Source organism: Bacillus sp. D7-8, assembly GCF_052055895.1.
Taxonomy (GTDB): Bacteria; Bacillota; Bacilli; order Bacillales; family Bacillaceae; genus Bacillus; species Bacillus velezensis.
This window is the reverse complement of the sequence record NZ_CP179922.1, coordinates 2,222,653-2,246,962: the sequence shown is the minus strand read 5'-3', so window position 1 is coordinate 2,246,962 and position 24,310 is coordinate 2,222,653. Positions and strand designations below refer to the sequence as shown.

Here is a 24,310-nt window from a genome sequence, read left to right as displayed (position 1 = left end):
GACTTTTTTTGAAACAAAAGATCGAACGTGCTGCTGCATTTATTAAAGAACACGTGAAAGAAACACCAAAGATCGGTCTGATTTTAGGGTCAGGGCTCGGCGTATTGGCCGATGAAATTGAAGGAGCTGTCAAGCTTACATATGAAACGATCCCTGATTTTCCGGTCTCAACGGTAGAAGGCCATGCCGGCCAGCTTGTGATGGGAACGCTTGAAGGTGTGCAGGTCATCGCGATGCAGGGCCGCTTTCATTACTATGAAGGCTACTCAATGGATCAGGTCACATTTCCCGTCCGCGTGATGAAGGCGCTCGGCGTTGAATCTCTCGTCGTGACGAATGCAGCCGGCGGTATCAACACTGAATTCCGGGCCGGCGATCTGATGATTATTACAGACCACATCAACTTTACGGGCACCAACCCGTTAATCGGGCCGAACGAAGCTGAATTCGGACCGAGATTCCCGGACATGTCAGAAGCCTATGACAAAGAGCTGTCAGGCTTGGCTGAAAAAACGGCCGATGAGCTGGGCATTCCTGTTCAAAAAGGGGTGTATACAGCTGTTACGGGGCCGTCTTACGAAACGCCTGCTGAGGTTCGGTTTTTAAGAACGATGGGTTCTGACGCTGTCGGCATGTCGACCGTGCCGGAAGTCATCGTCGCCAACCACGCGGGGATGCGCGTGCTCGGCATCTCATGCATTTCCAACGCGGCGGCAGGTATTCTTGACCAGCCGTTATCCCATGAAGAAGTAATGGAAATGACGGAAAAAGTAAAAGGCGGCTTTTTGAAGCTTGTAAAAGCCGTAGTCGCACGATCTCAAAAATAAGTCAGCATAAGTCAGCTGTTTCTTCGGAAGCAGCTGTTTTTTTGTGCCCTCAACACGAAACATTTTCCAGATGAGGCGTATAAAACCACCGGATTTGGAAAAAATAAAAAGGATTATGAAATGGAGGGCTTTGGAGATGAAACGTCTTATATCCACTTTGTTGATTGGCATTTTATTAACGGCATCAGCACCGTCCGCTTTTGCAAAGCCGGACGGAAAACATACATCGGAGCTCGCTCATGAAGCCAAAAGCGCCGTGCTGATTGAACGCGATACGGGAAGCATTCTTTATAACAAGAACAGCCGGGAGCGTCTGGCGCCGGCAAGCATGACAAAAATCATGACCATGCTTTTAATCATGGAAGCGCTTGACAAAGGGAAAATAAAGATGAGCGATAAAGTCAGGACGAGTGAACATGCCGCGTCCATGGGCGGATCACAGATTTTCCTTGAACCCGGAGAAGAAATGACGGTAAAAGAAATGCTCAAAGGAATTGCGATAGCTTCCGGAAATGACGCATCTGTCGCAATGGCGGAGTATATCGCCGGTTCAGAAGAGGATTTCGTCAGCCGGATGAACAAAAAAGCAAAAGAATTGGGATTGAAAGATACCTCCTTCAAAAACCCGACGGGACTGCCTGAAAAAGACCATTACAGCTCTGCTTATGACATGGCGAAAATGGCGAAGGAATTATTAAAGTATGATAAAATCACTCAATTTACGGGAACGTATGAGGATTATTTAAGAGAAAATACAGACAAAAAGTTCTGGCTCGTCAATACAAACCGGCTGATCAAATTTTATCCGGGTGTAGACGGCGTGAAGACGGGCTTTACAGGCGAAGCGAAGTATTGTTTAACCGCCACCGCTAAAAAAGGAAATATGAGGGTCATTGCTGTTGTTTTCGGAGCCAGCACCCCAAAAGAAAGAAATGCCCAAGTGACCAAAATGCTTGATTACGCCTTCAGCCAGTTCAAAACACACCCGCTGTACAAACGGGATCAAATCGTCGGAACGGTAAAAGTAAAAAAAGGAAAACAGAAACTGATCAAGCTGACCACATCTGAGCCGATTTCTCTTCTGGCCAAAAAGGGAGAGAACATGGACAAAGTAAAAAAAGAAGTGAAAATCAACGGCAATGTAACGGCTCCGGTTAAAAAAGGAGAAGTGCTCGGCAGCCTCGTTCTGAAAAAAGACGGAAAGGTGCTCGTTGAAAGCCCAGTCACGGCAAAAGACGACATGGAAAAAGCGGGTTTTCTCACTTTTCTGAAGCGGACGATGGGAGATTGGACTAAATTTAAATAATCGTGGCGAACGGGCACTAGTTTTGTCATAGTGAAGGAATTGCTTTCCCGAAAATCGAAACACTCATTATCCGATCATATCAAGGAGGAATGAGCATGAGCCTTGGAATTGACTTTCATGTCAAAGAATCCGTGCTTTGTATTCGATTAACAGGTGAACTCGACCATCATACGGCAGAATCATTAAAACAAAAGGTTACTGAATCGCTGGAGGCTGACGGCATCCGTCACATCGTGCTGAACCTTGAAGATCTTACCTTCATGGACAGCTCCGGCCTCGGCGTGATTTTAGGGCGTTATAAACAAATTAAACAGCTCGGCGGAGAAATGGTCGTGTGCGCGATTTCACCCGCGGTGAGACGTCTGTTTGACATGTCCGGCCTGTTTAAAATCATCAGGTTCGAACAATCAGAACAAAAAGCGCTTTTAACGTTGGGGGTGGCATCATGAAAAACGAGATGCATCTTGAATTTTCAGCCCTCAGTCAGAACGAATCGTTTGCGCGCGTAACAGTTGCTTCTTTTATCGCACAGCTCGACCCGACGATGGATGAGCTGACGGAAATCAAGACCGTCGTATCAGAAGCGGTAACAAACGCGATCATCCACGGCTATGAAGAAAACTGCGACGGAAAGGTGTACATCTCCGTTACGCTGGAGGATCATGTCGTCTATCTGACCATACGTGATGAAGGCATCGGGATCACGGATCTTGAGGAAGCGCGCCAGCCGCTCTTTACGACAAAACCCGAGCTTGAACGCTCCGGAATGGGCTTTACCATTATGGAAAACTTCATGGATGATGTCACGATTGATTCCTCGCCGGAGATGGGAACGACGATACGCTTAACAAAACACCTATCAAAAAGCAAAGCGCTTTGTAATTAAGGAGATTTGTTATGGATGTGGAGGTTAAGAAAAACAGCAAAAACGCGCAGCTCAAGGACCATGAAGTCAAAGAATTAATCAAAAAGAGCCAAGAGGGCGACCAGCAGGCAAGAGACCTCCTCATAGAAAAAAACATGCGTCTTGTGTGGTCCGTCGTTCAAAGGTTCTTAAACAGAGGCTATGAGCCGGATGATCTGTTTCAGATCGGCTGTATCGGATTGTTAAAATCCGTTGATAAATTCGATTTGTCCTATGATGTCCGTTTTTCAACTTATGCCGTGCCGATGATTATCGGAGAAATCCAGCGCTTCATCCGCGATGACGGAACCGTCAAAGTTTCAAGATCTTTAAAAGAGCTCGGCAATAAAATACGCCGGGCGAAAGATGAACTGTCAAAAACATACGGAAGAGTGCCGACCGTCCAGGAAATCGCGGACCATTTAGAAATTGATGCGGAGGATGTGGTGCTTGCGCAGGAAGCGGTGCGGGCGCCTTCATCCATTCATGAGACCGTGTATGAAAATGACGGAGACCCGATCACCCTGCTTGATCAGATCGCCGATCATTCAGAAGAGAAGTGGTTTGACAAAATCGCCCTCAAGGAGGCGATCAGTGATTTGGAAGAACGGGAAAAACTCATTGTCTATCTGAGATATTATAAAGATCAGACACAGTCGGAAGTAGCCGAACGGCTCGGGATTTCCCAAGTCCAGGTATCGAGGCTGGAGAAAAAAATATTAAAGCAGATTAAAGTGCAGATGGATCATACGGAAAGCTGACCTTTTACGGGCCGGCTTTTTTTATTTGTGCATCGGTGGTAATTTATGGTCTTTTGCCGCTGATGAATGAGAACAAAAGTGAACCGCATACTACATATATAACCACCCGAAAGATGGTGATGCAAGATGGAAAGACGAATATTTCTCAGACTTCGCCACCGCGTGAAGGCTCATACCGGAGATATCATCACAATCGGCGACGCCGCGCAGATTGCGGGACAGCAAAAGCTGAAAAAAAAACTGTCGGCACTGCCGCTGTATAAGGTCACGAAAAAAGACAAAAATATCGTCGTGCTGGACATTATAAAAGTGCTGAAAACCATTCATACCGCTTTTCCCGCGCTTGATGTACAGACCGTCGGCGGCGCTGAAACGATAGTGGAAATCCATTACCAGAAAAAGCAGCTGTCAGCCGTTTTATTCGTCGGTGTCTGGCTCCTGCTTTTTATCGGTTCATGTCTTGCCATTATGAATTTTCATGAAGATGTCAGTATGAGAGAAGTTCATATCGCCTTATATGAAATCATAACGGGCGAACGGAATGAATACCCGTATCTGCTTCAGATTCCGTACAGCATCGGCCTCGGTCTCGGTATGATCGTCTTTTTTAATCACATCTTCAAAAAACGCCTGAATGAAGAGCCAAGCCCGCTGGAAGTCGAGATGTTTAATTATCAGCTTGATCTCGATCATTATGTCGCAATGCACGAAAATGAAGAGACGATGAAAGATCTGCATGATCGTTAGCATTCTTTTCGTTATGTTTGTCGGGCTTGGCGGAGGGCTGACCGTGGGAGCGGGCTTTGTGGCTTTTTTAACCGTTATGGGAATCATCCCCCGCCTTATGCAGCTGACAAAAACAATGCGCTTTGTACAGGCCTACGAAGGAGCTGTTATTTCAGGAGCTGTGTTCGGCGGCTGGGAAACCTTAAATATGAATCATTTTTTTTTATCTGAATGGCTGGCCGTTCCGGTCGGACTTTTGGCCGGCATGTTTGTCGGCATGCTGGCCGCCGCGCTTACAGAAGTGCTGAATGTGCTTCCCATTCTTGCCAAACGGATCGGCTTCGGCAGCAAAATCATCATATTGCTGATGGCCATTGTGTTCGGCAAGATAGCCGGCTCTTTATTTCATTGGCTGTATTTTATCCATCATTCATAAGGAGGAACCGACATGACAAACTTAAAAGAAAATTACAAAACAAAAGTGAAAGACTATCAGCCGAAACCGCCATATGTTTGGAATTGCGTCAAAGCCTTTCTGATCGGCGGTTTGATCTGTCTGATCGGGCAGGCTCTTCAAGACTTTTACATCCACTTTTTTAATTTTAATGAAAAAACAGCGGGCAACCCGACGGCCGCCACTCTTATTTTAATTTCGGCCCTTTTGACCGGATTCGGCATTTATGACAGACTCGGGCAGTTTGCCGGAGCGGGTTCAGCCGTGCCGGTGACGGGTTTTGCAAACAGTATGACAAGCGCCGCTCTCGAACACAGAAGTGAAGGACTCGTGCTCGGGGTAGCGACAAACATGTTTAAATTGGCAGGAAACGTCATTGTATTCGGCGTCGTGGCAGCCTATATTGTAGGCCTGATACGGTTTGCTTGTGAAAAACTGTTTTCGTAGGAGGAGAAAAAATGAAATTGACCGGAAAGCAAACCTGGGTGTTTGAAAACCCGTTATTTGTAAATGCGGCGGGGACGGCAGCCGGACCGAAAGAAAAAGACGGCCCGATCGGTTCGCTGTTTGATAAGACATACGATGAAATGCATTGCAATCAGAAAAACTGGGAAATGGCGGAACGTCAGTTAATGGAAGATGCCATCAACTCCGCTTTGCAAAAACAGAACTTGAAAAAGAGCGATATTGATTTGTTACTCGCGGGGGATCTTTTAAATCAAAATGTGACCGCCAACTACGTCGCCAGACATCTGAAAATTCCGTTCCTCTGTCTGTTCGGCGCCTGTTCGACATCAATGGAAACGATTGCTGTCGCATCTGCGCTCATTGACGGCGGTTTTGCGAACCGGGCGATCGCAGCCACGAGCAGCCATAACGCGACGGCAGAACGGCAATTCCGCAATCCGACGGAGTATGGCGGGCAAAAACCGGATACCGCCACTTCAACGGTCACGGGGGGCGGGGCGGTCATCATCAGCCAAAACCCTTCTGATATCAAGATTACAAGCGCAACAGTAGGAAAAGTAAGCGACCTCGGAATAACAGATCCGTTCGATATGGGATCCGCCATGGCGCCCGCTGCCGCCGACACAATCAAACAGCACCTGCAGGACTTGAACCGCACGGCGGATGATTATGATCTGATTTTAACGGGAGACCTTTCAGGCGTCGGCTCGCCGATCGTGAAAGATTTGCTCAAAGAAGAAGGCTATCCCGTGGGAACGAAACACGATGACTGCGGTCTTCTCATCTATACGCCGGACCAGCAGGTGTTTGCGGGCGGAAGCGGCTGCGCCTGCTCTGCGCTTGTTACGTACACACATATTTTTAATCAATTAAAAGCGGGGACTCTAAACAGGGTACTCGTTGTCGCGACAGGGGCGCTTTTAAGTCCGACAATGATCCAGCAGAAGGAAACCATTCCGACCATCGCGCACGGTGTGGTATTTGAGCGGGCGGGAGGTGCATCATAAATGGAATATCTGTTGGCTTTTGTTTGCGGGGGAATCATATGCATTATCGGTCAGCTGCTGCTTGACATTTTTAAACTGACACCCGCCCATGTGATGACAACTTTTGTCGTCATCGGCGCCTTGTTAGATGGGTTCGGAATTTATGACAAATTTATCGAATTCGCGGGCGCGGGCGCGACGGTTCCCATCGTCAGCTTCGGTCACAGCTTATTGCACGGCGCCATGCATCAAGCTCACGAGCATGGATTTATCGGGATCGCCATGGGGATTTTTGAACTTACTTCCGCCGGTATATCTTCAGCGATTTTATTCGCATTTCTTGTAGCCGTTATTTTTAAACCGAAAGGATAATGCCTGATGACGAAACGGAAGGTCATTCTTGTGACAGACGGGGACGTATACGCCGCCAAAACAATTGAATATGCCGCGGAAAAAGCAGGCGGACGGTGTATTTCCCAATCAAAAGGCAATCCGTCAACGAGAAGCGGCCCCGAACTTGTTCAGCTGATTAAAGCCGCGCCGAATGACCCGGTGTTTGTCATGTTTGACGATTCAGGCCTGCAAGGGGAAGGGCCGGGCGAAACGGCGCTGAAATATGTCGCCTCACATCAGGACATTGAAGTGCTGGGGGTGATTGCGGTCGCTTCTAAGACCCATCAGGCTGAATGGACGAAAGTCGATGTCTCCATTGACCGTGATGGAGAAGTGACGGAGTTTGGCGTCGATAAAACCGGAATGAGAGAAATGGACGAGCACAGAATGAATGGAGATACGGTGTATTGTCTGGATAAATTGGACGTTCCCCTCATTGTGGGCATCGGCGACATAGGTAAGATGGGAAGAAAAGATGACATATCCAAAGGCTCGCCGATCACGATGAAGGCGGTCGAATTCATTTTAGAAAGGAGCGAAAGCCATGCCGGAAAAACCGGAAAACATGATCAAGGTGTACCGGGATCCTAGAAAAAATGAACAATTTTTTAAAGACCGCGTCGGTATGGGAACGAGCTATGATGTCGGCGTCCGCAAAGTTCGAGTATTAGACCGGGAAGTCCAGATTTACTTTGTCAACGGATTAACCGATACTTTGTTTATCATTCATTTAATGGAACAGCTCGTCGACGTCAATAATTATGACGAGAATGCGGATGAAGCGATTGACGTTGTTGAAAACAGGCTTGTCAATCAGCAGGTTCAAAAAGTCAAAACGCTCGACGAAGCAACGGATCAAGTGCTTTCCGGACTTGTGGCGGTTATCGTTGAAGACGCGGGCTTCGCCTTTATCGTTGACGTCAGAAGTTATCCCGGACGCACACCTGAAGAACCGGATACGGAAAAGGTCGTCCGCGGGGCAAGAGACGGTTTTATTGAAAATATCGTCATTAATACAGCATTGATCAGAAGACGAATCAGGGACGAAAGGCTCCGCGTCAAAATTACGAAAGTCGGCGAGCGCTCTAAGACCGATCTTGCGATTGTGTATATAGAAGACATCGCGGACCCGGACCTTGTCAGCATCGTCGAAAACGAAGTGAATGCGATTGACATTGACGGATTGACGATGGCTGATAAAACGGTGGAAGAATTCATCGTCAAACAGGGTTACAATCCGTTTCCGATGGTCAGATACACAGAGCGGCCGGATGTAGCAGCCAATCACATTTTAGAAGGGCACGTCATCATCGTCGTCGATACGTCACCGAGCGTGATCATAACGCCGACAACGATATTTCACCATGTTCAGCATGCGGAAGAATACAGGCAGGCGCCTTCAGTGGGCACATTTTTAAGATGGATCAGGTTTTTCGGTATTATTGCTTCAACCGTTCTGCTTCCGATTTGGTTCCTCTTTGTTCTCGAACCGTCTCTTCTGCCTGAAAGATTGGATTTTATCGGTTTAAATAAAAATACGCACATCCCGATCATTCTGCAAATCTTTTTGGCCGATTTGGGGATTGAGTTTCTCAGGATGGCCGCGATCCATACGCCGACCGCTTTATCCACCGCCATGGGTCTGATTGCGGCGGTGCTGATCGGTCAAATCGCCATAGCGGTGGGGCTGTTTTCAGCAGAAGTGATTCTGTACGTATCGATCGCCGCCATCGGATCATTTACCACGCCGAGCTATGAGCTCAGCCTCGCCAATAAAATGATACGCCTCATCTTAATGGTGCTCGTGGCCATTTTCCAAGTGAAAGGCTTTGTGATAGGTTTTACATTGCTGCTGATCATAATGGCGAATATCCGCTCGTTTCACACGCCGTATTTATGGCCGTTTTTACCGTTTAACGGCAAGGCGCTGTGGCAGGTGCTCGTCCGGACGACAGTGCCGGGAGCCAAAGTCAGACCGAGCATTGTTCACCCGAAAGACCGTCAAAGACAGCCAAGCGGTTCATAATCGCATTGAAACCGACAGAAGATTATGATATTGTATGTCTTAACTTATACGGGACTTGTATAAGGACAGCTCAAAAGAAGCTGTCCTTTTCACCCATATGCGGATCAGAAAGAGGGAATGAGCATTGTTCTTACATGGCACAAGCAGACAAAACAAACTAGGTCATTTGGAAATCGGAGGTGTGGACGCGCTGTATTTAGCGGAGCATTACGGCACGCCTCTTTATGTTTACGATGTGGCTTTAATACGTGAGCGCGCTAAAAGCTTTAAACAGGCATTCATTGACGCGGATTTAAAGGCGCAGGTCGCGTACGCGAGCAAGGCGTTTTCTTCCGTTGCGATGATACAGCTCGCTGAGCAGGAGGGGCTCTCATTGGACGTTGTATCCGGCGGAGAGCTGTTTACGGCGGTTGCGGCCGGTTTTCCGGCTGACAGGATTCACTTTCACGGCAATAACAAAAGCGAAGAAGAGTTGAAAATGGCGCTCGATCATCAAATCGGCTGCATTGTCGTTGATAATTTTTATGAAATATCCTTACTCGCGGAACTGTGCCGCAAATCAGGGCGCACAATGGATGTGCTTCTGCGGATCACTCCAGGGGTAGAGGCGCATACGCATGATTATATTACAACGGGACAGGAAGATTCCAAATTCGGTTTTGATCTGCATAACGGGCAAATAGAAAAGGCGATTGAACAAGTATTACAGTCAGACCATATCCGCCTTCTCGGCGTTCACTGCCACATCGGATCGCAAATTTTTGATACGGCGGGCTTTGTGCTGGCCGCAGAAAAAATCTTCGCAAAACTGAATGAATGGAGAGAATCATTCGGCTTTGTCTCTGAAGTGCTGAATTTAGGGGGCGGCTTTGGCATCCGCTACACGGAGGAGGATGAACCCCTTCATCCCGCCGTTTATGTGGAAAAAATTATCGAAGCGGTAAAAGAAAACGCAGCGCTGCACGCTTTTGACATTCCGGAGATCTGGATTGAACCGGGACGCTCGCTCGTCGGAGACGCCGGAACGACGCTTTATACCATCGGTTCGCAAAAAGAAGTGCCCGGCACCCGTAAATATGCAGCGGTTGACGGGGGCATGAGCGATAATATCCGTCCTGCGCTGTATCAGGCGAAATATGAAGCCGTATCGGCAAACAGAATCGGAGAACACCACGATAAAACGGTATCCATCGCGGGTAAGTGCTGTGAAAGCGGTGATATGCTCATTTGGGATATAGACCTTCCGGAAGTGAAAGAAGGCGATCTTCTCGCCGTTTTCTGCACGGGAGCATACGGATACAGCATGGCTAACAACTACAACCGCATTCCGCGTCCCGCCGTCGTTTTTGTGGAAGACGGCGAAGCGCATCTTGTCATTAGAAGGGAAACTTATGAAGACATTGTAAAACTGGATCTGCCGTTTAAGACGGGGGTCAAACAATAAATAAAAAAGAGACCGGAACAATGGCGTCCGGTCTCTTTTTGCATTCAGCTGTTGTTAGAACTTGATCCGCTGTCTCCTGTAAATACAGACACGATCGCATTCCAAATCGAAGCGAAGAAGTCAATGACTTTTTGAACAAAGCTTTTGCCTTCATCGGATTGAATGAACTTCGTGATTTTGTCTTTTGCCTTGTCAAGCTGGCTGCCGACTTGGCCCCAATCAATCTTGGCATTTTTCATTTTATTAAACAATGAAACGAGCTGGTCTTTTTGAGCGTCAGTCAGTGTAATGTTAAGGTTTGAAGCCGCATCATCGACCTTTTTCCCGATTCCTTCTTTTGTATCGGGCACACCGTTTTTCGCGAAATCATCTTTAATGTTTGCGATGAGCGCGGAGGCGTTTTTATCCCCGATTTTATCCCCGAGATTTGAAGTGGTGACAAGCTCTTGGTTGGCGACCTGTTTTACATCTTCTGAAATCGCTTTGTCTGATGAGACTTCATATGCCTTGATGATTCCCGTTAATGCTGCGGTGCCTGATACCTCAAACGGCGCCGTCACGTATACTTTCGCATCTTTCACTCCTGCTGTCATCAGGGCGTTTAAGTACATTTCATCCGTGATGGAATTGATATTATGGGTCTTAACGTCAAGCCCGGATCCTTTCTTTGCCACCGTGATGGATGATGAAGAGATGGCTCTTGTGCCGATTTGGGCATTCGATATATATTTTCCCAGATATTCATGTTCTTCTTTATTCGTGACCGTCACTTTTATCGCGTTATCAGGGACATTTAATTCGTCAAGCACTTTCTGACGGTTTTCGTTTGACAGATCCGCCCCCAGTGTGACGATGACATCTCCGACTGCGGCATCGGCCAGGCTGATTTTCGGTATTGTACACAATACAACGGCCGCCGCCAGCAATCCAATCCACATTTTTTTCAAAGCGGTTAACCTCCTTCTTTTCACAAATGCCGTTTTGAAGCGGTTTGTGAGGGCCTGCGTGAAGCAGTTCCGATACATAGACGGCTGTGAAGCTGTTCTGGTTTCATTTTCTTTCTGCGGAAGCGGGGAGATTCGTTTTCCGGCTGAAGGTGTGGTATAATAGCCGCGAAAAGAAGAGCAGAGGCCTCTTCCTTCAAAAGAATATCAAAAAGAAAGCCGGCTTACAATTGAAATTCATATTGAAGAAGGCTTTGACAAAAAACAATATGGAAGTAGGAATGAGAATGAAAACTGGTTACATCGAAATGGAAAACGGCAGCAGAATTGAATTTGAACTTTATCCGAATGAAGCGCCTAATACAGTCGCTAACTTTGAAAACCTGGCGAATACGGGCTTTTATGACGGCGTTATTTTCCACCGCGTGATTCCGGGCTTTGTCAGCCAAGGCGGAGATCCGACTGGGACAGGCATGGGCGGAAGCGGAAAAACGATCAAATGTGAAACAGAAGGCAATCCGCATAAGCACGAAGCCGGTTCTTTATCAATGGCGCATGCCGGTAAAGACACGGGTTCAAGCCAATTCTTCATCGTACATGAGCCGCAGCCGCATTTAAACGGCGTTCATACTGTATTCGGAAAAGTGACAAGCGGTTTAGAGCATGCGAAAAACATGTCTAACGGAGACAAAATGAAAGAAATCCGTGTAGAAGGATAATGACGGAAAACCCGCCTTTTTCAGGCGGGTTTTTTTATGTATATGAAAATTCTCATGTGTAAATCATGAAAAAATACATATATGAACGATAGCGGTTCCTCTGGTATAGTGAAAAAGACCGATTACAACAATGAAAAGAGGTAGAAACGTTGGTTCAATTGGCAACCGTTTTATTTGTCATTATCATTCTCGCACTTATAATTTGGTTCAGGGTGAAAAAGGGGAACAGGCCGATTAAAGGCGGCGGCTTCGGCATCATTCTCCCGCTTTTGATTATCGCCGTCATTTTTACATTCAGCATCAGCCAGCTCATGAATATCCCGGGAAAGCCGTTTCATTTTCCCGCTCTTTGGGAGCTCGCCATCGCCGGACTGTTAGGCGCGGTATTCGGCGTCATCATGCTGTCGCAAACCGCCTATGAAATCCGGGAAGACGGCTTTGTCTACTCCAAGCGGAATAAAAACTTTAAATATGTCATTATCGCGATTATTGCGATCCGTATCGCGCTCAGCCAATATTTCAAAAACATTGACGCGGCGGAATTCGCCGTTTTAACGATGGAACTTGCTTTTGTGTATTTGTGCATTTGGCGGATCGGAAGCTTCGTGAAATACCGTAAAATCAGCAGATCCGGCTTATAAAATGAAAAAAATGGATGAGGTGCGGGGCTTATTTGCCCTCTGTGCAGGGATTCATGGTAAAATAAAAACGACCATGGCTAATGGGAGGAAATCACTTGAAATCAGAAAAAGAAAAAACTTCTAAAAAAAGCGCCGTACTTGATTGGGCGAAAGCCATTATCATCGCTGTCGTTCTGGCACTGCTCATCCGAAACTTTTTATTTGCCCCTTATCTCGTTGATGGAAGATCAATGGATCCGACGCTGCATGACCGCGAGAGAATCTTTGTCAATATGACGGTCAAATACATAAGCGACTTCAAACGCGGCCAGATCGTCGTTCTGAACGGAGAAAACGAGCACTATGTCAAGCGGATTATCGGACTTCCCGGCGACACGGTACAAATGAAAAACGACCAGCTGTACATCAACGGCAAAAAAGTGTCCGAACCGTATTTAGCGGCAAATAAGCACAAGGCGAAGCAAGACGGCTATGACCGGCTGACAGAAGACTTCGGCCCGGTGAAGGTGCCGGACGACAAATATTTCGTCATGGGTGATAACCGCAGAGAATCTATGGACAGCCGCAACGGCCTCGGTCTTTTTACGAAAAAACAAATAGCGGGCACATCAAAATTCGTCTTCTTCCCGTTTAATGAAATTCGCAAGACGAAATAAACCGTACAGGCAGTTTTCTTCATGAGGAAAACTGCTTTTTTATATAAATTTATCTTTCCACCCTCAAAAACAGAACATAAATTCGTATATCTATTTAATAGATAGAAAGTTTTACAGATACATGAAACATCTTCCCTTTATGAAACGTTATATGAATAACTCACGCAGGGAAGAACGGTTTTCTATTCATGAAAAAAAGGAATATGACATAGTAATGAATAGATTGATACGGGCTGGAGGTAGAAAAATGGGAAGAATTAAAACAAAAGCAGCCATTTTACTTGTACTACTGCTGTTATTAGCGGGCGGTTATATGGTCATAAACGATATTGAACTGAAAGACGTGCCGACTGCAATCGGACAAACCCTGTCCCAGGAAAAAGAAGAATATACAGTCAAAACATATAAAATTACGAAAATCGAAGGAACTGAGTACCACGGTACGGCAGAAAACGGCACAAAAATTATTTTTAACGGCGACAAGCTGAAGCAGGATCTCTCCGATGTGAAAAAGGGAGATAAGATTAAAGCGTATTTCAGCAAATCAAACCGGATTGACGGCTTATTGAAGGTCGTCAAAGTGAACGAATAAATAAAGGCGCCTTTTATGGGAAAAGGGCGCTTTTTATTTTTCTGAATAATTAGGTGCAAATTCATTGCGCCTGCCGCAAAGGATGTTATAATAGCGGATAAGGACAAAAAAATATTGATTGTATCCTTCGGGGCTGGGTGAAAATCCCGACCGGCGGTAATAAGGCGTTTTGCGCTTTACAGCCCGTGACCCGTATGCATCTGTATACGGTGGATTCAGTGAAAAGCTGAAGCCGACAGTGAAAGTCTGGATGGGAGAAGGATGAGAGAAGCTATGCAAAAAATAAACTTACTGTATAGTCTTATTTCCTATGGATTAAAACTGGCAAAGCCCCGAACTGTGTAAACATTCGGGGCTTTTTTGACGCCAAATTGCGTGGAAGAAGGGAGGGATAACGATGGAAGAATATTATATGAATACGGCAATAGAACTTGCCAGACGCGGTGAAGGACAGACACAGTCCAATCCTCTTGTCGGCGCTGTCGTCGTCAAAAACGGACAGATCGTCGGAATGGGCGCCCATTTGCAATACGGAGAAGCGCATGCCGAGGTTCACGCGATTCATATGGCCGGCAGACACGCAAAAGGCGCCGATTTGTATGTGACGCTGGAGCCTTGCAGCCATTACGGAAAAACACCGCCATGCGCCGAACTGATAATAAAGTCGGGGATAAAAAGGGTGTTTATCGCTGTGAAAGATCCGAATCCGCTTGTAGCCGGAAAAGGCATCGGAATGCTGGAAGCAGCGGGCATCGAAGTGAAAACCGGACTTCTCAGGCAGCAGGCAGAAGAGCTGAATAAAATGTTTCTTCACTTCATGCGGACCGGACTTCCGTATGTCACCTTGAAAGCGGCCGCGAGCCTTGACGGGAAAACAGCGACTGAAACCGGTGACAGCAAATGGATTACATCAGAGGCAGCAAGGCTTGATGCCCAGCAATACAGGAAATCGCATCAAAGCATTCTTGTCGGAGCAGGCACAGTCAAAGCCGATAATCCGAGCCTGACCTGCAGGCTTCCTGATGCGGTGAAGCAGCCGGTCAGAGTGATTCTCGATACAAAGCTGACCATTCCTGAAACGGCAAATGTGCTCACTGACGGCGCTGCGCCGACATGGATATTTACGGCCAAAGGTGCAGACGTGCAAAAGAAAGACCGGCTGACCGCACTCGGAATAAAAGTTATTCCGCTGGAAACAGACCGCATTCACGTCCCTGAGGTGCTCAGTATTCTCGCTGAAAACGGCATAATGTCCGTTTATGTGGAAGGAGGAGCATCCGTACACGGAAGTTTTGTCAAGGAAGACTGTTTCCAAGAGCTTCATTTCTATTTCGCCCCTAAATTAATCGGAGGAACGCTTGCTCCCAGCTTGATCTCCGGTGAAGGTTTTCAATCAATGAAAGATGTCCCCCATTTACAATTCACACAAATCACCCAAATCGGGCCGGATATAAAACTGACGGCCATACCTAAAGATGGAAAGGATGGTGACGATGTTTACAGGAATCGTTGAAGAAACAGGCACGATCCAAGCAATCAAAAAGACAGGCCTTTCCATGGCATTAACCATCGCCGCTTCAAAAGTGATAAGTGATGTGAAACTTGGCGACAGCATTGCGGTAAACGGCATCTGCCTGACCGTAACCGGATTTTCTGACAATCAATTTACGGTTGATGTCATGCCGGAAACAGTGAAAGCCACTTCGCTGAACGGCTTGTCAAAAGGCAGTAAAGTAAACCTGGAAAGAGCGATGTCCGCCAACGGACGGTTCGGCGGCCACTTTGTATCAGGGCATGTGGACGGAACGGCGGAAATTACGCGGATCGAGAAAAAAAGCAACGCGGTCTATTACGACTTAAAACTTTCGCCGGAATTGACAAAAACGCTCGTATTGAAAGGTTCAATTACGGTAGACGGCGTGAGCCTGACGATTTTCGGTTTATCAGACGAAAGCGTAACGGTATCCATCATTCCGCATACCATCTCAGAAACGATTTTTCAGACGAAAACAGTCGGATCGACCGTAAATATTGAGTGTGACATGATCGGGAAATACTTATACCGCTTTTTGCACAAAACAGAACAAACGAAAAGCAATCAAACTATCACGGAAGCCTTTTTAAGCGAGAACGGCTTTTAGAAAGGAAGATCGATATGTTTCATCCGATAGAAGAGGCGTTAGAGGCGCTGAAAAAAGGTGAAGTCATCATTGTTGTCGATGATGAAGACAGAGAAAACGAAGGAGATTTCGTAGCGTTGGCTGAGCATGCCACGCCGGAAGTGGTGAATTTTATGGCGACCCATGGTAGAGGCCTGATCTGCACGCCGCTGTCTGAAGACATCGCCGGCCGGCTGGATCTTCACCCGATGGTCGATCATAATACGGACTCACATGAGACCGCGTTTACGGTCAGTATTGACCACAGGCTGACAAAAACGGGCATCAGCGCGCAGGAACGATCCTTTACCATTCAGGCGCTGTTGAACGAAGAATCTGTGTCTGACGATTTTCAGCGTCCGGGCCACATTTTCCCCTTAATCGCAAAAAAAGGAGGAGTCCTGAAGCGGGCCGGCCATACGGAAGCAGCCGTTGACCTTGCAAAAGCCTGCGGATCTCAGGGAGCGGGCGTCATTTGTGAAATTATGAATGAAGACGGCACAATGGCCAGAGTGCCGGAGTTAGCCGAAATCGCCGAACGCCACCAGCTGAAAATGATTACGATAAAAGACTTAATAGAGTACCGTTACAACATTACGACACTTGTGAACAGAGAAGTTGATATTACGCTGCCGACTGACTTCGGCACGTTTAGAGTTTACGGATATACAAACGAGGTTGACGGAAAAGAACATCTCGCCTTTGTCATGGGGGATGTCCCGTTTAACAGCGAACCCGTTCTTGTCAGAGTGCACTCAGAATGCCTGACGGGCGATGTGTTTGCATCTCATCGCTGTGATTGCGGACCTCAGCTTCATGCCGCGCTTGCGCAAATTGCTGAAGAAGGCCGCGGCGTTCTATTGTATTTGCGCCAGGAAGGCAGAGGAATCGGTTTAATCAATAAGCTGAAGGCGTACCGATTGCAGGAACAAGGGTATGACACGGTTGAAGCGAACGAAGCGCTCGGCTTTCTGCCTGATCTGCGCAACTACGGCATCGGCGCCCAGATTCTCCGCGACTTAGGGGTTCAGCATATGAAACTTTTAACCAATAACCCCCGGAAGATCGCCGGCCTCGAAGGATACGGTCTCAGCATTTCAGAACGGGTGCCGCTTCAAATGGAAGCGAGTGAGCATAACAAGCAATATTTACAGACCAAAATGAAAAAACTTGGACATCTGCTTCATTTCTAAAAACAAATCTCACAAAAAAGGATGGATAACATATGAATATCATACAAGGAAACCTAGTAGGAACAGGACTTAAAATCGGAATCGTCGTCGGCAGATTTAATGAATTTATAACGAGCAAGCTGTTAAGCGGAGCGGAAGACACGTTGCTTCGCCACGGTGTAGAATCAAACGACATTGACGTCGCTTGGGTGCCGGGAGCGTTTGAAATCCCGTTTGCGGCAAAGAAAATGGCGGAAACGAAAAAATACGATGCCGTCATTACGCTCGGCACGGTTATCAGAGGAGCGACAACGCATTATGACTATGTCTGCAATGAAGCGGCAAAAGGCATCGCCCAGGCGGGAACGGCGACGGGCGTCCCGGTTATCTTCGGCATCGTGACGACTGAAACCATTGAGCAGGCCATCGAACGAGCCGGAACAAAAGCCGGAAATAAGGGAGCGGATTGCGCAGTATCTGCCATTGAGATGGCAAATTTAAACCGTTCATTTGAATAATTTGTTGAAAAGCGTTTAAAACAGCGGCGAAAATGATATAATGTGAGGAAACGGATCGCCTTTATGTATCCGTTTGATAGGACATGAATGGACATTTTGGATATAGAGGGGTTTTTATGTTAATTCGTTATAAAAAATCGTTTGAAAAGATTGCGATGGGTCTTCTGTCATTTATGCCGAATGAAAAAGATCTCAAGCAGCTTCAGCAGACAATAAAGGACTATGAAACGGATACTGGCCGCCAGCTCTTTCTTTGGAAAGAGGATGAAGATATCGTCGGAGCGATCGGAGTCGAAAAAAAGGACTCAGAAGTTGAAATCCGGCATATCAGCGTGAATCCTTCTCACCGCCATCAAGGAATCGGAAAGCAAATGATGGACGCCTTAAAACGTCTGTTCAAAACGGAGGCACTCGTTCCGAATGAATTAACGCAAAGCTTTTTTGAACGCTGTCAACATCAAAAAGATCAGGATATCTCATATAATAACTGACAAATGCTCCCGGAATCTTCACGGTTTCGGGAGCTGTTTTGATATAGAAAAAGCAGGGCTGACCGTCAGCCTCTGCTTTTTTTTCTTCTCTCAATTTCCCGTTCGCGTTCCTTAATGACATCCGTCCTGTCCCGCAGGCGGTGTTTATGAATAAGAAAGGTATCTGATACGCCGTCTTGCCCCCATGTATAGCCCTTTCGGCGGCATTCGGCAAGACATGCTTCTTTCAGGGCTTCATCTGTAATCGGCAGCATAACACTTTTATAAGGCAGGCCCGCTTCTATATCGTCTGAAAGCGTTTCTATCAGTTCAATCAGCTTCGGGTGGCTGAGACCGAGAGAACAGACCGCCTGCTTTTCAGACCGGAGAATACGTAAGCTGTTGGCAATCAGCCGTTTCGCCCCGGCTTCATTTCCCCTGCGCTGGTGATACAGAGCGACGGCAAGCTGAATCAGGCCGACCCAATGAATGCTCCGCTTTTCAGCCGGGCTTTCTTTCCAATATTCCTCTAACAGTTCATGACACTCAAAATAATCTCTTGATGCGTGAAATTCGGCCAAAAAGCCGATATAAGCTTTAGGATACAAGCCGCTTCCTCCTTTTATGCTAAAACCAGTGTACCACAGCGCTATGAAAAGGAAAAAAAGAGCGGCTTGGTGTCTGAAGCCTGAGGAACTAGCAGATGTAAGATGCTCCTACGACAACGAGCAAAATAAACAGAACGACAATTAATGCAAAACCTCCGCCGAAACAAGCTCCGCTCATGTGAAATCAGCCTCCCTTTGTTTCAAGTTTACACGGCTATCATATGTGCATCCGCCTTTAAAGGTATAGGCGTATATCTTCTTTTTCAGTATTTTCTAAATAACGGAGGACGTGTATAAAAGTATTGGACGAGAGCATTTCGGTGGATTATACTAAAGGGTAGCCAGTTTTTCCGGCAATGAGAGTGATATTGAAAATGGTGAGATAATGGTAGAATATCAAGTGAAAATTGATACGTTTGAAGGCCCATTGGACCTGCTGCTTCATCTGATTAACCGTCTTGAAATCGACATATACGACATACCCGTGGCAACCATTACTGAACAATATTTATTATATGTACATACAATGCAAGAGCTTGAACTTGATGTCGCCAGTGAATATCTGGTCATGGCGGCGACGCTTCTCAGCATTAAAAGCAGAATGCTGCTTCCGAAACAAGAAGAAGAGCTGTTTGAAGACGAAATGCTTGAAGAAGAAGACCCTCGGGACGAGCTGATTGAAAAGCTGATTGAGTATAGAAAGTATAAAACCGCTGCGAAGGATTTAAAAGAGCGGGAAGAAGAAAGACAAAAGTCATTTACAAAGCCGCCGAGTGATTTAAGTGAGTATGCAAAAGAAATCAAACAGACGGAGCAGAAGCTGTCGGTGACCGTTTATGACATGATCGGCGCGTTTCAAAAGGTGCTTCAGCGTAAAAAAATCACGCGGCCGAAAGAAACGACCATTACAAGACAGGAAATACCGATTGAAGACAGAATGAACGAAATCGTAAAAAGCTTAAAAACGGCGGGGAGAAGAATAAACTTCACGGAGCTTTTTCCTTCTCGGCAAAAGGACCATCTCGTCGTGACGTTTTTAGCAGTCCTGGAACTGATGAAAAATCAGCAGATTATCATTGAACAGGAAGAAAACTTTTCAGATATATACATTACGGGGAGTGAATCCATTCATGGCGCTTGATATCGTGAATTGGAAAGCGATTGTGGAAGCCCTGCTGTATGCGGCGGGTGATGAAGGGCTGACCAAAAAGCAATTGGTGACGGTGCTTGAAATAGAAGAAGCGGAACTGGCCGGAATCATGGAAGAAGTGGCCGCTCAGTACAAGGAAGACGACAGAGGCATCGAGCTTACCGAATATGCGGATACGTATATGCTTGGAACGAAAAAAGAATTCGTGCCTTATTTGAAAAAACTAATCGAAGTGCCGTCAAAAGGGCTGTCACAGGCTTCTTTGGAAGTGCTGGCGATCGTTTCGTACAAGCAGCCGATCACACGGGCGGAAATTGAAGATATCCGGGGTGTGAAGTCTGAGCGGATTCTGCACAGCCTCGTGTCAAAAGCGCTGCTGTGTGAGGTGGGCCGCGCCGACGGTCCCGGCCGGGCGATTTTATACGGCACGACACCGGTATTTCTTGAACAATTCGGCTTAAAAACATTGGAGGAGCTCCCGCCGCTTCCTGAAAATGCGGAGGAAGACGTTCTCCAGGAGGAAGCCGATTTATTCTTTGAAAACTTCAACCAAACTTTTGAGGATATTAAATAATAATCGTTTTTCATCATACGATAGTAGGGAAAGGCCATTGATGAATGACGCAAATGACGACGTACAAGAGAGGAAGGAAACGGACGGAAATGGGAAATTCGATTGTGAGGGCCCATACTGAAGAAACTGGTGAATTTTTAGCCGAGGTTGTCACGATGGTCAGCAGCTATTTAAATCATACAACTTTGCCGGAGATGCGGGCTCAAGGAGAGGCGGATGAGGCATACTGCCGCGACGTGCTCAGTGTGCTGAGGAGGATGACCGTTTTTTGCGAAGGCGCCCAGGAAGCCTGCAGGCGGCTTTTAATGCAGGAGCCGTTTCATGAGGCGAGAGCGGAAAAAACGCTGTATAAAGTATATCATCAGTGCGTGGAAGAGTTTTTCATGCCGAAAAAGGATACATGGTACGAAAACAGCCGCGCCGCTTATACAGGCCAAAGCGCGATTGAATTCTACCAGCAAGTGCCGGACTCGCTGCGGAGCCTTCTGCTTTCGCTCAGCAGTGAATTTCTGCGCATGCGGGAAGAATTGGCGCAATATGAAGCATCAGGCTCAAATATGGCATCAGTCAGATAAAAACTCTTCCTTTTGGGAGAGTTTTTTTATGTGAAAGTGATGCAATTGGTATTCATAAGTCATGGACATGCGCATAAACTTGTACAAACCCACAACAAGGACGTGAGCATTCATGCGCTTTCTCAAAAAAGCTGCCGTATTTCTTTTGACTTTTGTTATTCTTTTTTCCATTACAGACGGCAATACGGCACATGCCCAAATACATGTCAGCGCAAAAAGCGCGATTATAATCGACGGAGCATCTGGCAGGGTGTTATTCGCCAAGGATGAACATCATAAGCGGCGGATTGCAAGCATTACGAAAATCATGACGGCGGTGCTGGCGATTGAATCAGGGAAGATGGAAGAGACCGTGACGGTTTCCCCGAATGCCGTAAAAACGGAAGGCTCAGCCATTTATCTTCAGCCGGGACAAAAAGTAAAGCTGAAAGATCTCGTATACGGGCTTATGTTAAGGTCAGGAAATGACGCCGCTGCGGCAATAGCGGAATATGTCGGCGGAAGCCTTGACGGTTTTGTATTTATGATGAACAAAAAAGCCGAGCAAATCGGGATGGAAAATACAAAATTTCAAAATCCGCACGGGCTGGACGACCATGAAAATTTATATTCAACGGCGTATGATATGGCGCTTTTGACTAAATACGCGATGAAAATCAAGGAATACCGGACCGTTTCAGGCACAAAAGTGTATAAGGCGGAAACGATGGACCGGGTATGGAAAAATAAAAACAAGCTTCTGACCGGGCTCTACCGTTACAGCACAGGCGGAAAAACAGGTTACACAAAAATCGCGAAACGGACGCTCGTCTCGACGGCCTCAAAAGACGGAACGGATCTCATCGCGGTCACTATAAATGATCCGGATGATTGGGATGATCATATGAATATGTTTAATTATGTCTTTGAGCACTATAAAACCTATGTCGTCGCTAAAAAAGGCGGCATCCCGAAGCTGAAAAAGACGTTTTACGGAAAGCGTGCTTTTATTGCCCGGGATGTCAAATATTTGTTAAAAGAGGATGAAATAGACGATGTGAAAATCCGCACAACCTTAATAAAACCGAAAAAAGCCTGGAAAAAGGACGCCTCTCTCATTCCTGATGTCGTCGGCCGGATGACTGTTATGCATGATGGGAAAGTGATCGCCAAGATCCCCGTCTATTATGAAAATGAGCGCCATAAAAAACCGAAAAAGCATTTCATTGAGACGTTTACGAGCCTGTTTATGAGCGCGGCGGGCGGTTCGTCATGGTCAATTTAATCTGGGTATGTCTGACGGTAATCGGACTTGTCTTTGCGATGTTTAACGGTACCTTGCAGGATGTGAATGAAGCCGTTTTTAAAGGAGCAAAAGAAGCGGTTACGATCTCGTTCGGATTAATGAGCGTTCTCGTGTTCTGGCTCGGCCTGATGAAAATAGCCGAGCAGTCCGGCCTTTTGGATATATTCAGCAGAATGTGCCGCCCGTTTATTTCTAAGCTGTTTCCCGATATTCCCCCTGATCATCCGGCGATGGGATACATCTTATCAAATCTCATGGCAAACTTTTTCGGACTGGGAAATGCGGCGACACCGCTCGGCATTAAAGCCATGGAGCAGATGAAAAAGCTGAATGGAGGTAAGTCTGAGGCCAGCCGTTCCATGATTACCTTTTTGGCGGTAAATACTTCGAGTATTACATTGATACCGACAACCGTCATTGCCGTGCGCATGGCTTACTCGGCGAAATCACCGACCGATATCGTCGGGCCGACCATCTTAGCGACTTTAATTTCGGGAATCGGCGCGATTTTCATTGACCGCTACTTCTGGTACCGCCGCAAAAGAAAAGGGAGGTAAGCGAATGGAAATGGTGAATTGGCTGTCTTTAGCCATGATTCCGATTATTATCGCCGGTATATTGATATACGGCACGATCAAAAAAGTGCCGACGTATGAATCATTCGTTGAAGGCGGAAAAGAAGGAATTGAGATTGCGTTTTCCATCATTCCGTATTTGGTCGGGATGCTGGTGGCGATTACCGTATTCCGGGCCTCGGGCGCGCTGGATTTTGTCATGGGGCTGTGCAAGCCTTTCTTTACAGCGCTCGGCATTCCCGCAGAAGTCGTGCCGCTTGCTCTGATCCGCCCGATTTCGGGGACGGCGGCGCTCGGCATGACGACAGATCTGATCGCCGTGTACGGGCCTGATTCATTTATCGGCAGGCTGGCTTCGGTCATGCAGGGATCGACTGACACGACGCTGTATGTCCTGACGGTGTATTTCGGGGCGGTCGGCATCAAAAAAATGGGGGATGCTTTAAAGGTTGGTCTTCTTGCTGATTTGATCGGGGTGGTTGCATCAATCATCATAGTTACGTTATTATTTGGAAGCGCCTGAAATCAGGCGCTTTTTATATATCAAAATAACTCTCCTTGAAAAAGCTTGTTTGTTCAAGGGGAAAAAAGTAAGATTATACTTGAGGTGAACGACATGGAAAGACTGCAAAAAGTTATTGCTCATGCCGGCGTGGCATCACGCAGAAAGGCGGAAGAGCTGATAAAAGAAGGAAAAGTAAAGGTGAATGGAAAAGTAATAACAGAGCTCGGCGTAAAAGTGACCGGTTCTGATCAGATTGAAGTAAACGGATTAAAGGTGGAGCGGGAAGAACCCGTGTACTTTCTGCTTTATAAACCGAGAGGAGTGATCTCAGCAGCTGATGACGACAAAGGGCGGAAAGTGGTGACCGACTTTTTCAAAGAAGTGCCGCAGCGCATTTATCCGATCGGCAGGCTTGATTATGATACGAGCGGACTTTTATTGCTGACAAATGACGGCGAGTTTGCCAACAAACTCATGCATCCGAAATACGAAATTGATAAGACGTACGTCGCCAAAGTGAAGGGGATTCCTTCCAAGGAACTTCTGAGAAAGCTTGAGCGCGGCATTCAGCTTGAAGAAGGCAAGACGGCGCCGGCCAGAGCGAAATTGCTTTCCCTGGACAAAAGAAAGCAGACGAGCATCATTCAGCTGACGATTCATGAAGGCCGAAACAGACAGGTCCGCCGCATGTTCGAGGCGATCGGTCATGACGTGCTGAAACTAAAACGTGAAGAATACGCATTTTTAGATTTAAGAGGCCTGCGCACAGGAGACGCAAGAGAATTGTCGCCGCATGAGGTGAAAAGGCTGCGGGCTTTAGCTGAACACGGTAAAAACGCTTTCTAATTTTCACATAACCTTCAAAAATTACA

General features: G+C 46.7%; 32 protein-coding genes and 1 riboswitch. Of the genes, 29 read left to right on the top strand and 3 right to left on the bottom strand.

What is annotated here, in order from left to right; translation table 11 throughout:
• The first annotated feature begins 8 nt into the window (after nt 1-8).
• From ACKTRM_RS11010 to lysA, 13 genes are all read left to right on the top strand, one after another.
• A complete protein-coding gene (locus ACKTRM_RS11010; protein WP_007409407.1) occupies nt 9-827 on the top strand; it encodes a purine-nucleoside phosphorylase in 819 nt (272 codons plus the stop codon).
• A 136-nt stretch (nt 828-963) separates the two neighbouring features.
• Nucleotides 964-2,133 carry a D-alanyl-D-alanine carboxypeptidase family protein gene (locus ACKTRM_RS11005; protein ID WP_007409410.1) on the top strand — a complete coding sequence of 390 codons (1,170 nt, stop codon included), beginning with the start codon at nt 964-966 and terminating at the stop codon, nt 2,131-2,133.
• A 95-nt stretch (nt 2,134-2,228) separates the two neighbouring features.
• Nucleotides 2,229-2,582 (top strand): anti-sigma F factor antagonist, encoded by a 354-nt coding sequence (gene spoIIAA, locus ACKTRM_RS11000; RefSeq protein ID WP_007409411.1) that lies wholly within the window; start codon nt 2,229-2,231, stop codon nt 2,580-2,582.
• Complete coding sequence (gene spoIIAB / locus ACKTRM_RS10995) at nt 2,579-3,019, top strand: anti-sigma F factor (protein ID WP_012117895.1); 441 nt, start codon at nt 2,579-2,581, stop codon at nt 3,017-3,019. The genes spoIIAA and spoIIAB overlap by 4 nt, the downstream gene beginning before the upstream one ends.
• Before the next feature lie 11 nt (nt 3,020-3,030).
• Nucleotides 3,031-3,798: an RNA polymerase sporulation sigma factor SigF gene (gene sigF / locus ACKTRM_RS10990; protein WP_003153348.1), complete on the top strand. Its 768-nt coding sequence runs from the start codon at nt 3,031-3,033 to the stop codon at nt 3,796-3,798.
• 126 nt (nt 3,799-3,924) lie between these two features.
• Complete coding sequence (locus tag ACKTRM_RS10985; protein ID WP_007409412.1) at nt 3,925-4,545, top strand: stage V sporulation protein AA; 621 nt, start codon at nt 3,925-3,927, stop codon at nt 4,543-4,545.
• Nucleotides 4,535-4,960, top strand: coding sequence for a stage V sporulation protein AB (locus tag ACKTRM_RS10980; protein ID WP_007409413.1), 426 nt, complete (start codon nt 4,535-4,537; stop codon nt 4,958-4,960). The genes ACKTRM_RS10985 and ACKTRM_RS10980 overlap by 11 nt, the downstream gene beginning before the upstream one ends.
• A 12-nt stretch (nt 4,961-4,972) precedes the next feature.
• Complete coding sequence (spoVAC, locus tag ACKTRM_RS10975; RefSeq protein WP_003153353.1) at nt 4,973-5,425, top strand: stage V sporulation protein AC; 453 nt, start codon at nt 4,973-4,975, stop codon at nt 5,423-5,425.
• A gap of 11 nt (nt 5,426-5,436) precedes the next feature.
• Nucleotides 5,437-6,453: a stage V sporulation protein AD gene (gene spoVAD / locus ACKTRM_RS10970; protein ID WP_012117894.1), complete on the top strand. Its 1,017-nt coding sequence runs from the start codon at nt 5,437-5,439 to the stop codon at nt 6,451-6,453.
• A complete protein-coding gene (gene spoVAE / locus ACKTRM_RS10965; RefSeq protein WP_007409415.1) occupies nt 6,454-6,804 on the top strand; it encodes a stage V sporulation protein AE in 351 nt (116 codons plus the stop codon).
• A gap of 3 nt (nt 6,805-6,807) precedes the next feature.
• Nucleotides 6,808-7,416, top strand: coding sequence for a stage V sporulation protein AE (locus tag ACKTRM_RS10960; RefSeq protein ID WP_025284950.1), 609 nt, complete (start codon nt 6,808-6,810; stop codon nt 7,414-7,416).
• Nucleotides 7,370-8,851 (top strand): spore germination protein, encoded by a 1,482-nt coding sequence (locus ACKTRM_RS10955; protein WP_007409417.1) that lies wholly within the window; start codon nt 7,370-7,372, stop codon nt 8,849-8,851. Before ACKTRM_RS10960 ends, ACKTRM_RS10955 begins: the two co-directional genes overlap by 47 nt.
• 124 nt (nt 8,852-8,975) lie before the next feature.
• A complete protein-coding gene (lysA, locus tag ACKTRM_RS10950) occupies nt 8,976-10,295 on the top strand; it encodes a diaminopimelate decarboxylase (protein ID WP_012117893.1) in 1,320 nt (439 codons plus the stop codon).
• A gap of 44 nt (nt 10,296-10,339) precedes the next feature.
• Here the strand turns inward: lysA and ACKTRM_RS10945 are convergent, their stop codons facing one another.
• Entirely contained in the window at nt 10,340-11,242 is a 903-nt protein-coding gene (locus ACKTRM_RS10945; RefSeq protein ID WP_012117892.1) for a DUF1002 domain-containing protein, read from the bottom strand.
• Between the two features lie 284 nt (nt 11,243-11,526).
• Between ACKTRM_RS10945 and ACKTRM_RS10940 the strand changes: the two genes are divergently transcribed.
• From ACKTRM_RS10940 to ribT, 9 genes are all read left to right on the top strand, one after another.
• Nucleotides 11,527-11,958 carry a peptidylprolyl isomerase gene (locus tag ACKTRM_RS10940; RefSeq protein ID WP_003153363.1) on the top strand — a complete coding sequence of 144 codons (432 nt, stop codon included), beginning with the start codon at nt 11,527-11,529 and terminating at the stop codon, nt 11,956-11,958.
• Nucleotides 11,959-12,107: 149 nt separating this feature from the next.
• A complete protein-coding gene (locus tag ACKTRM_RS10935) occupies nt 12,108-12,599 on the top strand; it encodes a CcdC protein domain-containing protein (protein ID WP_007612326.1) in 492 nt (163 codons plus the stop codon).
• An 80-nt stretch (nt 12,600-12,679) separates the two neighbouring features.
• Nucleotides 12,680-13,255 (top strand): signal peptidase I, encoded by a 576-nt coding sequence (gene lepB / locus ACKTRM_RS10930; RefSeq protein WP_032861567.1) that lies wholly within the window; start codon nt 12,680-12,682, stop codon nt 13,253-13,255.
• Nucleotides 13,256-13,502: 247 nt separating this feature from the next.
• Nucleotides 13,503-13,847: a hypothetical protein gene (locus ACKTRM_RS10925; protein ID WP_007409423.1), complete on the top strand. Its 345-nt coding sequence runs from the start codon at nt 13,503-13,505 to the stop codon at nt 13,845-13,847.
• A 119-nt stretch (nt 13,848-13,966) separates the two neighbouring features.
• Nucleotides 13,967-14,113: riboswitch (FMN riboswitch) on the top strand.
• 131 nt (nt 14,114-14,244) lie between these two features.
• The gene (gene ribD, locus ACKTRM_RS10920) at nt 14,245-15,360 is read left to right on the top strand and encodes a bifunctional diaminohydroxyphosphoribosylaminopyrimidine deaminase/5-amino-6-(5-phosphoribosylamino)uracil reductase RibD (protein WP_012117891.1); all 1,116 of its coding nucleotides are present in this window, start codon (nt 14,245-14,247) and stop codon (nt 15,358-15,360) included.
• Nucleotides 15,341-15,988, top strand: a complete 648-nt coding sequence (ribE, locus tag ACKTRM_RS10915) for a riboflavin synthase (protein WP_012117890.1) — start codon at nt 15,341-15,343, stop codon at nt 15,986-15,988. Before ribD ends, ribE begins: the two co-directional genes overlap by 20 nt.
• 14 nt (nt 15,989-16,002) lie before the next feature.
• Complete coding sequence (locus tag ACKTRM_RS10910) at nt 16,003-17,199, top strand: bifunctional 3,4-dihydroxy-2-butanone-4-phosphate synthase/GTP cyclohydrolase II (RefSeq protein ID WP_003153371.1); 1,197 nt, start codon at nt 16,003-16,005, stop codon at nt 17,197-17,199.
• 32 nt (nt 17,200-17,231) lie between these two features.
• Complete coding sequence (gene ribH, locus ACKTRM_RS10905) at nt 17,232-17,696, top strand: 6,7-dimethyl-8-ribityllumazine synthase (protein WP_003153372.1); 465 nt, start codon at nt 17,232-17,234, stop codon at nt 17,694-17,696.
• Between the two features lie 116 nt (nt 17,697-17,812).
• The gene (gene ribT / locus ACKTRM_RS10900) at nt 17,813-18,187 is read left to right on the top strand and encodes a GNAT family N-acetyltransferase RibT (protein ID WP_003153373.1); all 375 of its coding nucleotides are present in this window, start codon (nt 17,813-17,815) and stop codon (nt 18,185-18,187) included.
• A gap of 65 nt (nt 18,188-18,252) precedes the next feature.
• Here ribT and ACKTRM_RS10895 read toward each other — a convergent pair whose 3' ends face one another.
• Together ACKTRM_RS10895 and ACKTRM_RS10890 are read right to left on the bottom strand one after the other, a co-directional pair.
• Nucleotides 18,253-18,774 (bottom strand): DUF309 domain-containing protein, encoded by a 522-nt coding sequence (locus ACKTRM_RS10895; RefSeq protein WP_012117889.1) that lies wholly within the window; start codon nt 18,772-18,774, stop codon nt 18,253-18,255.
• A gap of 88 nt (nt 18,775-18,862) precedes the next feature.
• A complete protein-coding gene (locus tag ACKTRM_RS10890; protein ID WP_003153376.1) occupies nt 18,863-18,952 on the bottom strand; it encodes a YjcZ family sporulation protein in 90 nt (29 codons plus the stop codon).
• A 207-nt stretch (nt 18,953-19,159) separates the two neighbouring features.
• Between ACKTRM_RS10890 and ACKTRM_RS10885 the strand changes: the two genes are divergently transcribed.
• The 7 genes from ACKTRM_RS10885 to rluB all read left to right on the top strand — a co-directional run bounded on the left by ACKTRM_RS10885 (nt 19,160) and on the right by rluB (nt 24,284).
• Nucleotides 19,160-19,915 carry a segregation/condensation protein A gene (locus tag ACKTRM_RS10885; RefSeq protein ID WP_007409427.1) on the top strand — a complete coding sequence of 252 codons (756 nt, stop codon included), beginning with the start codon at nt 19,160-19,162 and terminating at the stop codon, nt 19,913-19,915.
• Nucleotides 19,905-20,498 (top strand): SMC-Scp complex subunit ScpB, encoded by a 594-nt coding sequence (gene scpB / locus ACKTRM_RS10880; RefSeq protein WP_007409428.1) that lies wholly within the window; start codon nt 19,905-19,907, stop codon nt 20,496-20,498. The genes ACKTRM_RS10885 and scpB overlap by 11 nt, the downstream gene beginning before the upstream one ends.
• Before the next feature lie 89 nt (nt 20,499-20,587).
• On the top strand, nt 20,588-21,073 hold the full coding sequence (locus tag ACKTRM_RS10875; RefSeq protein WP_015240120.1) for a DUF3907 family protein: 486 nt from the start codon (nt 20,588-20,590) through the stop codon (nt 21,071-21,073).
• A gap of 112 nt (nt 21,074-21,185) precedes the next feature.
• Nucleotides 21,186-22,337: a D-alanyl-D-alanine carboxypeptidase family protein gene (locus tag ACKTRM_RS10870; RefSeq protein ID WP_012117887.1), complete on the top strand. Its 1,152-nt coding sequence runs from the start codon at nt 21,186-21,188 to the stop codon at nt 22,335-22,337.
• Nucleotides 22,325-22,915: a nucleoside recognition domain-containing protein gene (locus tag ACKTRM_RS10865; RefSeq protein ID WP_003153385.1), complete on the top strand. Its 591-nt coding sequence runs from the start codon at nt 22,325-22,327 to the stop codon at nt 22,913-22,915. Before ACKTRM_RS10870 ends, ACKTRM_RS10865 begins: the two co-directional genes overlap by 13 nt.
• A 4-nt stretch (nt 22,916-22,919) precedes the next feature.
• Nucleotides 22,920-23,456 carry a spore maturation protein SpmB gene (spmB, locus tag ACKTRM_RS10860; RefSeq protein WP_003153387.1) on the top strand — a complete coding sequence of 179 codons (537 nt, stop codon included), beginning with the start codon at nt 22,920-22,922 and terminating at the stop codon, nt 23,454-23,456.
• A gap of 93 nt (nt 23,457-23,549) precedes the next feature.
• Nucleotides 23,550-24,284, top strand: a complete 735-nt coding sequence (gene rluB / locus ACKTRM_RS10855) for a 23S rRNA pseudouridine(2605) synthase RluB (RefSeq protein ID WP_007409432.1) — start codon at nt 23,550-23,552, stop codon at nt 24,282-24,284.
• Nucleotides 24,285-24,310 lie beyond the last annotated feature (26 nt).

Bases quoted from the DNA above. Each gene is read 5' to 3' on its own strand.
- ACKTRM_RS10890 (WP_003153376.1), bottom strand. From the start codon at position 18,952: ATGAGCGGAGCTTGTTTCGGCGGAGGTTTTGCATTAATTGTCGTTCTG.
- spoIIAB (WP_012117895.1), top strand. From the start codon at position 2,579: ATGAAAAACGAGATGCATCTTGAATTTTCAGCCCTCAGTCAGAACGAA.
- sigF (WP_003153348.1), top strand. From the start codon at position 3,031: ATGGATGTGGAGGTTAAGAAAAACAGCAAAAACGCGCAGCTCAAGGAC.
- spoVAD (WP_012117894.1), top strand. From the start codon at position 5,437: ATGAAATTGACCGGAAAGCAAACCTGGGTGTTTGAAAACCCGTTATTT.
- ACKTRM_RS10910 (WP_003153371.1), top strand. From the start codon at position 16,003: ATGTTTCATCCGATAGAAGAGGCGTTAGAGGCGCTGAAAAAAGGTGAA.
- ACKTRM_RS10980 (WP_007409413.1), top strand. From the start codon at position 4,535: ATGATCGTTAGCATTCTTTTCGTTATGTTTGTCGGGCTTGGCGGAGGG.
- ribE (WP_012117890.1), top strand. From the start codon at position 15,341: ATGTTTACAGGAATCGTTGAAGAAACAGGCACGATCCAAGCAATCAAA.
- ACKTRM_RS10955 (WP_007409417.1), top strand. From the start codon at position 7,370: ATGCCGGAAAAACCGGAAAACATGATCAAGGTGTACCGGGATCCTAGA.
- ACKTRM_RS10865 (WP_003153385.1), top strand. From the start codon at position 22,325: ATGGTCAATTTAATCTGGGTATGTCTGACGGTAATCGGACTTGTCTTT.
- ACKTRM_RS10875 (WP_015240120.1), top strand. From the start codon at position 20,588: ATGGGAAATTCGATTGTGAGGGCCCATACTGAAGAAACTGGTGAATTT.
- spoVAC (WP_003153353.1), top strand. From the start codon at position 4,973: ATGACAAACTTAAAAGAAAATTACAAAACAAAAGTGAAAGACTATCAG.
- ACKTRM_RS10940 (WP_003153363.1), top strand. From the start codon at position 11,527: ATGAAAACTGGTTACATCGAAATGGAAAACGGCAGCAGAATTGAATTT.
- ACKTRM_RS10925 (WP_007409423.1), top strand. From the start codon at position 13,503: ATGGGAAGAATTAAAACAAAAGCAGCCATTTTACTTGTACTACTGCTG.
- ACKTRM_RS10885 (WP_007409427.1), top strand. From the start codon at position 19,160: ATGGTAGAATATCAAGTGAAAATTGATACGTTTGAAGGCCCATTGGAC.
- spmB (WP_003153387.1), top strand. From the start codon at position 22,920: ATGGAAATGGTGAATTGGCTGTCTTTAGCCATGATTCCGATTATTATC.
- ACKTRM_RS10870 (WP_012117887.1), top strand. From the start codon at position 21,186: ATGCGCTTTCTCAAAAAAGCTGCCGTATTTCTTTTGACTTTTGTTATT.
- lepB (WP_032861567.1), top strand. From the start codon at position 12,680: ATGGGAGGAAATCACTTGAAATCAGAAAAAGAAAAAACTTCTAAAAAA.
- ribH (WP_003153372.1), top strand. From the start codon at position 17,232: ATGAATATCATACAAGGAAACCTAGTAGGAACAGGACTTAAAATCGGA.
- ribT (WP_003153373.1), top strand. From the start codon at position 17,813: ATGTTAATTCGTTATAAAAAATCGTTTGAAAAGATTGCGATGGGTCTT.
- spoIIAA (WP_007409411.1), top strand. From the start codon at position 2,229: ATGAGCCTTGGAATTGACTTTCATGTCAAAGAATCCGTGCTTTGTATT.
- ribD (WP_012117891.1), top strand. From the start codon at position 14,245: ATGGAAGAATATTATATGAATACGGCAATAGAACTTGCCAGACGCGGT.
- spoVAE (WP_007409415.1), top strand. From the start codon at position 6,454: ATGGAATATCTGTTGGCTTTTGTTTGCGGGGGAATCATATGCATTATC.
- scpB (WP_007409428.1), top strand. From the start codon at position 19,905: ATGGCGCTTGATATCGTGAATTGGAAAGCGATTGTGGAAGCCCTGCTG.
- ACKTRM_RS11005 (WP_007409410.1), top strand. From the start codon at position 964: ATGAAACGTCTTATATCCACTTTGTTGATTGGCATTTTATTAACGGCA.
- rluB (WP_007409432.1), top strand. From the start codon at position 23,550: ATGGAAAGACTGCAAAAAGTTATTGCTCATGCCGGCGTGGCATCACGC.
- ACKTRM_RS10985 (WP_007409412.1), top strand. From the start codon at position 3,925: ATGGAAAGACGAATATTTCTCAGACTTCGCCACCGCGTGAAGGCTCAT.